At 59.4% G+C, this 7,779-nt stretch carries 5 protein-coding genes and 1 pseudogene; 4 read left to right on the top strand and 2 right to left on the bottom strand.

Translation table 11 applies throughout. The features are described from left to right. Positions 1-128, bottom strand: a pseudogene (locus tag F0311_RS06980) (hypothetical protein); the annotation flags it as partial. Positions 129-217: 89 nt separating this feature from the next. Then, positions 218-1,309, bottom strand: coding sequence for a hypothetical protein (locus F0311_RS06975; RefSeq protein ID WP_150461238.1), 1,092 nt, complete (start codon positions 1,307-1,309; stop codon positions 218-220). A gap of 544 nt (positions 1,310-1,853) precedes the next feature. Between F0311_RS06975 and F0311_RS06970 the strand changes: the two genes are divergently transcribed. The 4 genes from F0311_RS06970 to cysD all read left to right on the top strand — a co-directional run bounded on the left by F0311_RS06970 (position 1,854) and on the right by cysD (position 7,728). Beyond that, a complete protein-coding gene (locus F0311_RS06970) occupies positions 1,854-4,052 on the top strand; it encodes a glycosyltransferase (RefSeq protein WP_150461237.1) in 2,199 nt (732 codons plus the stop codon). Positions 4,053-4,149: 97 nt separating this feature from the next. Then, positions 4,150-5,916 (top strand): SLC13 family permease, encoded by a 1,767-nt coding sequence (locus F0311_RS06965; RefSeq protein ID WP_150461236.1) that lies wholly within the window; start codon positions 4,150-4,152, stop codon positions 5,914-5,916. Positions 5,917-5,939: 23 nt separating this feature from the next. Then, positions 5,940-6,782 carry a 3'(2'),5'-bisphosphate nucleotidase CysQ gene (gene cysQ / locus F0311_RS06960; RefSeq protein ID WP_223881187.1) on the top strand — a complete coding sequence of 281 codons (843 nt, stop codon included), beginning with the start codon at positions 5,940-5,942 and terminating at the stop codon, positions 6,780-6,782. Positions 6,783-6,792: 10 nt separating this feature from the next. Then, positions 6,793-7,728, top strand: a complete 936-nt coding sequence (gene cysD / locus F0311_RS06955; protein ID WP_150461235.1) for a sulfate adenylyltransferase subunit CysD — start codon at positions 6,793-6,795, stop codon at positions 7,726-7,728. Positions 7,729-7,779: the final 51 nt, after the last annotated feature.

Here is a 7,779-nt window from a genome sequence, read left to right as displayed (position 1 = left end):
GTGCCTACTGCGATGAAATGCACATCAGCCCAGGAGCCGATCTGGTCCATGCTGGTGGTGAAGCGCAGCCGGCCGGTATCGACGTGTTTGCGGATCAGCTCCGGTAGCCCGGGCTCATGGAAGGGCAACCACTCAAGTTTTAGGTTCCATTAAAGCGGCCAATAACAGGATTAGGTCAGTCGCAAAAGGGTTCAAGTTTCTAAGGGCGATGATTCGGCTAGAGGGAGGATACTTTAGTCATCTGATCAATCATTCGTACGCCGACGCGGCGAGGTTGGCCGAGAGTCGGGTAGATGAACTCAGTGAAATCAGCCGCGGGCTCTACCCTGGTCACCGCAGCTGTGTCAGCATTTTGCAGAGTGGGTGTGCGGATGTCAACAGCAGTAGCTTGGAGTCCGGGGAAAGCCCACATGGCGTCAACCGCCAGGGACAGCAAATCGTTACTGACGGCGTCAAATACATCTACTGTGATGTTGCCAGCCAACTTGATGTCCGCAGATTCGGTGAGCAACACGATACTGCTGGCCTTGGGAACGTCCGTGGAGGCGAAGACTGAGTTCTCTCCGAAGAGTTCGTTGTTTGTGGGGAAATGAGCCGTGAGATAGCTACATGGAGACCGAAGCTCTTTCTCGGCATTGGTTAACTCTTCGAGAGTGCTGTCTCCGTTCCCGACAACATAGAGTGGCACCCGAACTAAGGCGGCCACCGCTTCTTCACCTACTGTGCACACTCGTAGGCTCATTCCGGGCACGTAGACCTCCACGTTGATCTGCTGCTCGACGGCGGGTAACTTCGCTACAGCATCCACTGCGCGTTTCCATGCGGCGGTGAAGTCCGTGCTGGACGCTACCTCGCGGCTGATGGTTGGTCTAGCTTGACTGGTGGCCGGTTTTACCAACACTGCCGCGCCTTGTCCGTGAACGTACTCCCCTGCGGCGCTCAACTGTGTGGAGTGGAAGGTGTGTCCCGTGGGTTGGGGCACATCAGAAGCCAGTAAGTATTGCTTTGTCAATTGCATAGACGAGCAAGCGTGTTTAGCTTGTCGACTGACCAGAGTGGTCATGCCGCTGTCAAGACCTCCGATAAGACGTCCACGGCGACTGAAAAGATACGTCCCTCCAATCTGTTGCGATTCTGTCTTTCGGCGTTTCTTTGCATCTTCCAAGAGCATTTGATGAGAGTTCAGTGTCTTTTTCCACATGTTGAACTCGTTGCGATGCGGCTCTACCGCCCCAGTGATAAAGCTCTCAACTCCTGTCGTCGGTTCCTGTGCAGGCGAGGCGAAGGCTGAGTTGGTGCTGGTGAGCATAACTTTAACCATAAACCCCAGGTGGCTTACCTGAGTCGATACTTGTCGTTGCGAATGACGTAGACGAGGGATGTCTAGGGATCCTTAGGCCACTAACGGGTCCCTCCAACGGCGCACCTTCCCACATGACAGATGCTACGGTCCTGAAGACAGCTTCTGACTCAGTAGCGATTATCGTTCTTGCGTAGGGACCATGCGTGGACCGTCTGGATATTCGAGTTTTGAAGGGCATGCCGGCATCTGTCAGAGCAGGGGAGAATTCGTGCTGGAAGACGTCGTCTTTCTCAGCGCTCCAGGGACAGGGTGGGAACCTTGCGACGAAGTGCGCAAGGCCCAGATTTATGTGGGTTCCGCGGAGGAGAAGATCGCTGGTACTGAGCACCACAGGTTAAGTATGAGTACGGATAATAGTCCCTTACTGGCTCCACGGAGTGACGATATGCGGTCCGTTGAAAGTGTCGTGTCTCCATTTAGAGGATGGACGATGTTGATACTGTGATGGTGCCTTGCCGCCCTACTGTCTAGTTCTAGTCCGAGGAGTTCCGTGCCACGAGTTTCTATCGTCATCCCGGTGTTCAATGATGAGGAGTTCATTGCGGCAGCACTCGACAGCTCCACCGGTCAGACCCTCGAGGACATCGAGATCATCTGTGTTGACGATGCCTCCACTGATAATACGGTGTCAGTGATCGAGGGCTATCAGCGGCGTGACCCCCGCATCCGCTTGCTTCAGCAGGAAAGAAACCTATCGGCCTTTCAGGCGCGCAGGGTCGGCGTCATGGCTGCTCGTTCCCCTTACACCCTTTTCCTTGACGGAGACGACGGGCTCGCCCCCGCCACCGCCTCCGCTGCTTCGGAGAAGGCCGTGGCCACGGAGGCGGACATGGTTGGTTTCGGGAGTCTGATCGTCCGCGGCGACGGACGTACAGGTGGCGCGTTCGAGAAGCGCCTACAGCCAGCTCATGCCTCCCTTGAGGGCGCCGCGATTCTGAAGGGCATCTTCCCGATTGGAAAGCCTGCTTCTGGGCAGATCTGGCGGTACCTGTTCCGCACTGAGGTCCTTCGCGAGGCATATTCGTATCTCCCGGAAGGCCTTGTGCTCCGGCGGGCCAACGACGTGCCACTGATGTTCCTGGTCGCTGCCTTAGCCCAACGATATGTGTCGATCCCTGACCGTTTGTACCGCTACAGCTTTGGATCAGGCGGGAGCGGACAGCGTGTGGGGGATATGGAGCGGGCGGAGTTCTACGTCAGCGCCATCGACTCGATTGACAGCATTGCCTCCGCTGTCCGTAAGATCGCCTGGCTTCACAGCGAGCCCGGTCTGGTGATGGACTCCTACGACAATGTGCGGAAGTCGGTGATCGGTTTCACCACCGGCTATCTGGTACGTCAGACCAGTGCCGAAATGCTTCCTGAGGTGTTGTCGCATCTTCACACGCGGGCCTCAGCGACCGACATTCTGGTTTCTGCGGCACGTTTCTCTGCGGATGCTTTGGCGCCTCTCAAGAGCCACGGCCAACGCATCGAGCTAGGTGAGCGCCCTGCGCGGCATGTGCTTCTGACTACCTTGACGCTGCGGACCGGCGGGGTCTCCGGCGTGCTGCTCGCGCAGGCGCGGTATCTGCTGGAGGCTGGCTACCGGGTGACGATCGTCGCCAAGCGTGCCGGCAGCGACCGCTCGCTCATTCCCGAGGGAGCCTCCTTCATCGAGTCGTCGGCGAAGGGCCTGTCGGACCGGCTTGCGGAGTGGGCACGGATCTGCCGCGAATACGAGATCGATGTCGCCATCGACCATCAGATCCTCTACACCCGTGATTGGCCGGAGTACGCGATGGCCGCCCGTGCGGTAGGTGTACCGACCATCGGCTGGATCCACAACTTCGCTGGTCGGCCCGTCTACGACCTGAAGGACCTGCATTCCCTGATGCAGCGGAACATGCATCTTCTGGCACGGCTGGTCGTGCTCTCCGAGCTCGACGTCGCCTTCTGGAAGCTGCGCGGCGTTCCGCACACGGTCTACCTGCCCAATCCTCCCTCCCCGATGCTGATCGAGTCCTCGCATTCCGCCCACCACAAGACGGCGCCCGAGGGTCGTATTGAGCTTGTCTGGTGGGGCAGGCTCGAACAGCACACGAAGCGGGTGCTGCAGCTCATCGAGGTGGCCGAGCAGCTTGAGAAGCGAGGCCTCGACTTCCGTCTCAACGTCATTGGACCAGACTGGGGTGAGATGACGGCGGAGTCCTTCAACGCGGAAGCGCAGCGCCGCGGTCTGGGGGAGCGGGTAGAGGCTATCGGTCCGCGTCGTGGGAAGGACTTGACCGACGCCATCGACTCTGCTGATGCTTTCGTCAATGTCAGTATCATTGAGGGGTATCCGCTGACCCTTCCCGAGGCGCAGTCGCGCGGCCTGCCCGTCTTCATGTATGAACTGCCGTGGCTTGCTTTGGTTCAGGACAACGACGGAATCGTCGCCGTGCCTCAGGACGATGCGGCTGCGATTGCCGAGCGAATTGACGAGGTTTTTGCCTCACCGGAGCGCTACGAGGCGATGTCGGAGGCTTCGCTGCGCGCCGGTCAGCGGGCCATGTCCTATGACTTCTCCCAGCTCTGGCAGCAGCTGATCACCGGCACTCTGCCCGGGGAGTACTCGCCAGAGCCCACACTCGAGGACGCCCAGAGGCTGATCGATCTGTTGCTCTTCTTCTCGGAACGCAACGCAGGCCTGCTGAAGCGGAAGTAGAGCTGGCGATTTTACTGCTGGGCTCTGCTGCCGTTGGCCAGGGGACTGATAACGTTAAGCCCCGTCTCATTCGCACGAGCCGGGGGAGCCTGCACCCATGACGGTCGATGCCGTTCTCACTATTGTCACGGTGCTTCTAGTACTGACCGCGCTGGTGGTTACACACCTGGCACCAGATGTCATCCTGATGATCGCAGTGACATTTCTGATCGTCTCTGGGGTTCTCCCTCCTGCAGACGCTCTGGCCGGCTTCGGCAATACCGGAGTGCTCACGATTGCCACGCTGTACCTGGTCGCAGCGGGGCTGAAAGAGTCAGGTGCGATCCAATGGATGGCGCATCGACTGCTGGGCCAACCCACAAGCACTCGCACGGCTCAGCTGCGTCTCCTGGGACCCTCCGCCGGGCTGAGCGCCTTCATGAACAACACGGCTGTGATCGCCATGTTTATTCCGGCGGTGCAGGAATGGGCGGCCCGCCTGAAGGTAGCTCCTTCGAAGCTGATGATTCCGCTGAGCTATGCATGCATTGTCGGCGGCACATGCACTCTTATCGGCACGAGCACCAACCTTGTGATCGTTGGTCTACTCGATGCCGAGCAGGGTGTTCAGCTCTCCATGTTCGACCCTGCCTGGATCGGGGTGCCGCTAGTGATCGTGGGTATTGCGTATTTGTTCTTCTTCGCGGACAAACTCCTGCCTGACCGCCAAGGCGCTCTCGAACAGCTCGAATCTGCGCGGGAGTACGCTGTCGAGGCCATGGTCGAGCCGGGAGGCCCGCTGGTGGGCAAGACCATCGCTGCCGCCGGGCTGCGCAGTCTCACTTATGGCTATCTGGCGGAAATTGAGCGCGAGGGCGAACTGCTCACCGCGGTCTCACCGGAGGTGGTACTTCATGCGAACGATGCTCTGGTCTTCATCGGATCCCCTGACTGCGCGCACGAGTTACGCCGGATTCACGGACTGGCACCGGCCGAAGGTGATATCCATAAGCTTGACATCCGACATTCGCGCCGCCGGATCGTCGAAGCGATCATCGGGCCCGATTTTCCGGGACTGGGCCAGAGCATCCGCAAGTCACGCTTTCGCTCCCTGTACAACGCGGTCGTGCTGTCGGTTTCGCGGCACGGTGAACGACTCACTGGCAAACTTGGCGATATTGAGCTTCAGGTGGGCGACACCCTGCTCATGGAGGCCGGTGATGACTTCGTAGGCCAGTACCGGCATCGGAAGGACTTTTTGCTGGTCAGTGCGCTGAACGACTCCTCGCCGCCGAACTTCAAGAAAGCTCCTGTCGCTTTGGGGATCCTGACCGTGATGGTCACGGTCAGTGCAGCCGGACTGATCTCGATCCTGGAGGCGGCTCTGTTGGCCACGTTTGCAATGCTCGCCACCCGGTGCGTGCCTATCGGCAAGGCACGTCGGGAAATTGACCTCTCAGTACTCATCGTTATCGCCGCATCCTTCGCCCTGGGGGCGGCCATGACTCAAACTGGTGCAGCGCAACAGATCGCCGAATGGCTACTGTTCGCCGAGGATCTGGCTCCCTGGATCGCGCTGATCCTGGTGTACGGGCTCACCGTCGTCTTCACCGAGCTGATCACCAATAACGGTGCTGCTGTGCTGATGTTCCCCATCGGGGTAGCGGTAGCCGAGCAACTGGACGTTAGCTTTATGCCGTTCATCATCGCCATCATGTTCGCTGCCTCCGCCAGCTTCATGACCCCTCTTGGCTACCAGACGAACCTGATGGTGCTAGGACCTGGCGGCTACAAGTTCACTGACTTCGTGCGGATCGGCGCCCCGATGAGCCTGTTGACGGGTACTGTGGTGATCGGCCTGGTCCCGCTGGTTTGGCCGTTCTGAAAGCGCTGAGGAGCAGAAACTTCGTGTCGTTGATTGATGAGGAAACCCAGGAGCATCTGGTTGCCGGAGTGCATGAGGCTGGCCGGAAGGTACTGGAGATCTATACGCAGGACTTCGCCGTCATGTTCAAAGGCGATGAGTCTCCGCTGACCGTAGCCGACACCGCTGCGCACCATGCGCTCACCGCAGTGGTACGAGAAGCGATCCCCCACGTACCCGTGCTCTCCGAGGAGTCAGCAGATATGCCGTGGGAGGTTCGTCGCACCTGGTCACGCTACTGGCTGATCGATCCGCTGGATGGCACCAAAGAGTTCATCAAGAAGAACGGGGAGTTCACGCTCAATGTGGCGCTCGTGGAGAACGGGGTCCCGGTCTTCGGCATCGTCCACGCCCCGGTTCTGGAGCGTACCTGGGTGGGGGATTCCGAACGCGGGGCATGGCGAACCCACGGGACCATGGTCTCGACGCCCCTGGCCGTTCGCCCGCTTCCTGTTCCCGGTAGCGAGCCCTGGAAGATTGTCGGCTCCCGGTCGCATGGTTCGAGGGAGTTCGAGACCTTCGTGGCTCAGCTGCCCGGCCACGAGCGTGTTTCCATGGGGTCTTCCATCAAACTTTGCCTGGTTGCTGAAGGCAATGCCGACCTCTACCCGCGGCTGGCTCCGACCTCGGAGTGGGATACCGCCGCAGCACAGGCTGTGGTGACGGCCGCCGGAGGCGTGGTACTTGATGCGCACACCCTGCAGCCCCTGCGCTGCAATCAGAAGGAGTCGGTGCTCAACCCCTTCTTCATCGTGGCCGGGCAGCGTGACCGGGTCTGGGAGGATGCCTTGGCCAGTACACTGAGCAGCACACCGGAGAACCGCTAAAGTAGGGGAAATGACCGCGATAGCAGCCGACACACCTGTCACACCGCAGCGCCAGACTCATCTGAAGCAGTTAGAAGCCGAGTCCATCCACATCATCCGTGAGGTGGCGGCCGAGTTCTCCAACCCGGTGATGCTCTACAGCATCGGCAAGGATTCCTCGGTAATGCTGCACTTGGCCCGCAAGGCGTTCTACCCGGGGCCGCCTCCCTTCCCGCTGATGCATATCGACACCACCTGGAAGTTCCGGGAGATGATTGAGTTCCGCGATCGGATGGCAGGCGAGGCCGGTATGGAACTCATCACTCACACCAACCAGGAGGGTGTCAAGGCAGGCATCAACCCCTTCGACCACGGTTCGACCAAATACACCGACATCATGAAAACCCAAGCTCTTAAGCAGGCGCTGAGTCTGCAGGGCTTTGATGCAGCCTTCGGCGGGGCCCGTCGTGACGAGGAAGCCTCACGCGCCAAAGAGCGCGTCTTCAGCTTCCGCGACAAGTACCATCGATGGGACCCGAAGAATCAGCGACCGGAACTGTGGAACATCTACAACGCCAAGGTCAACAAGGGCGAGTCGATCCGAGCGTTCCCGCTGAGCAACTGGACCGAACTAGATATCTGGCAGTACATCTACTTGGAGAGCATTCCGATTGTGCCGCTGTACTATTCAGCGCCGCGCCCGATGGCGGAGCGTGACGGGATGCTGATCATGGTCGATGACGACCGCCTTCCTCTGGAGCCTGGGGAGAAACCCCAGGAGAAGTGGGTGCGGTTCCGCACTCTAGGCTGTTACCCGCTGACCGGTGCAGTGGAGTCGAGGGCCAGCACTCTGCCAGAAATCATTCAGGAGATGCTACTGACTACCACCTCCGAACGGTCCGGCCGCGCGATCGACCATGACCAGGCCGGTTCGATGGAGAAGAAGAAGCGAGAAGGCTACTTCTAGAACCGCCGATTCCATCACCGACGACCACAGGACTTCACGAGGGAAAGCACC

Source organism: Nesterenkonia ebinurensis (genome assembly GCF_008711175.1).
Classification (GTDB): domain Bacteria; phylum Actinomycetota; class Actinomycetes; order Actinomycetales; family Micrococcaceae; genus Nesterenkonia; species Nesterenkonia ebinurensis.
Note: the sequence above shows the minus strand (reverse complement) of the source record. Positions and strands in the feature narration are given on the sequence as shown.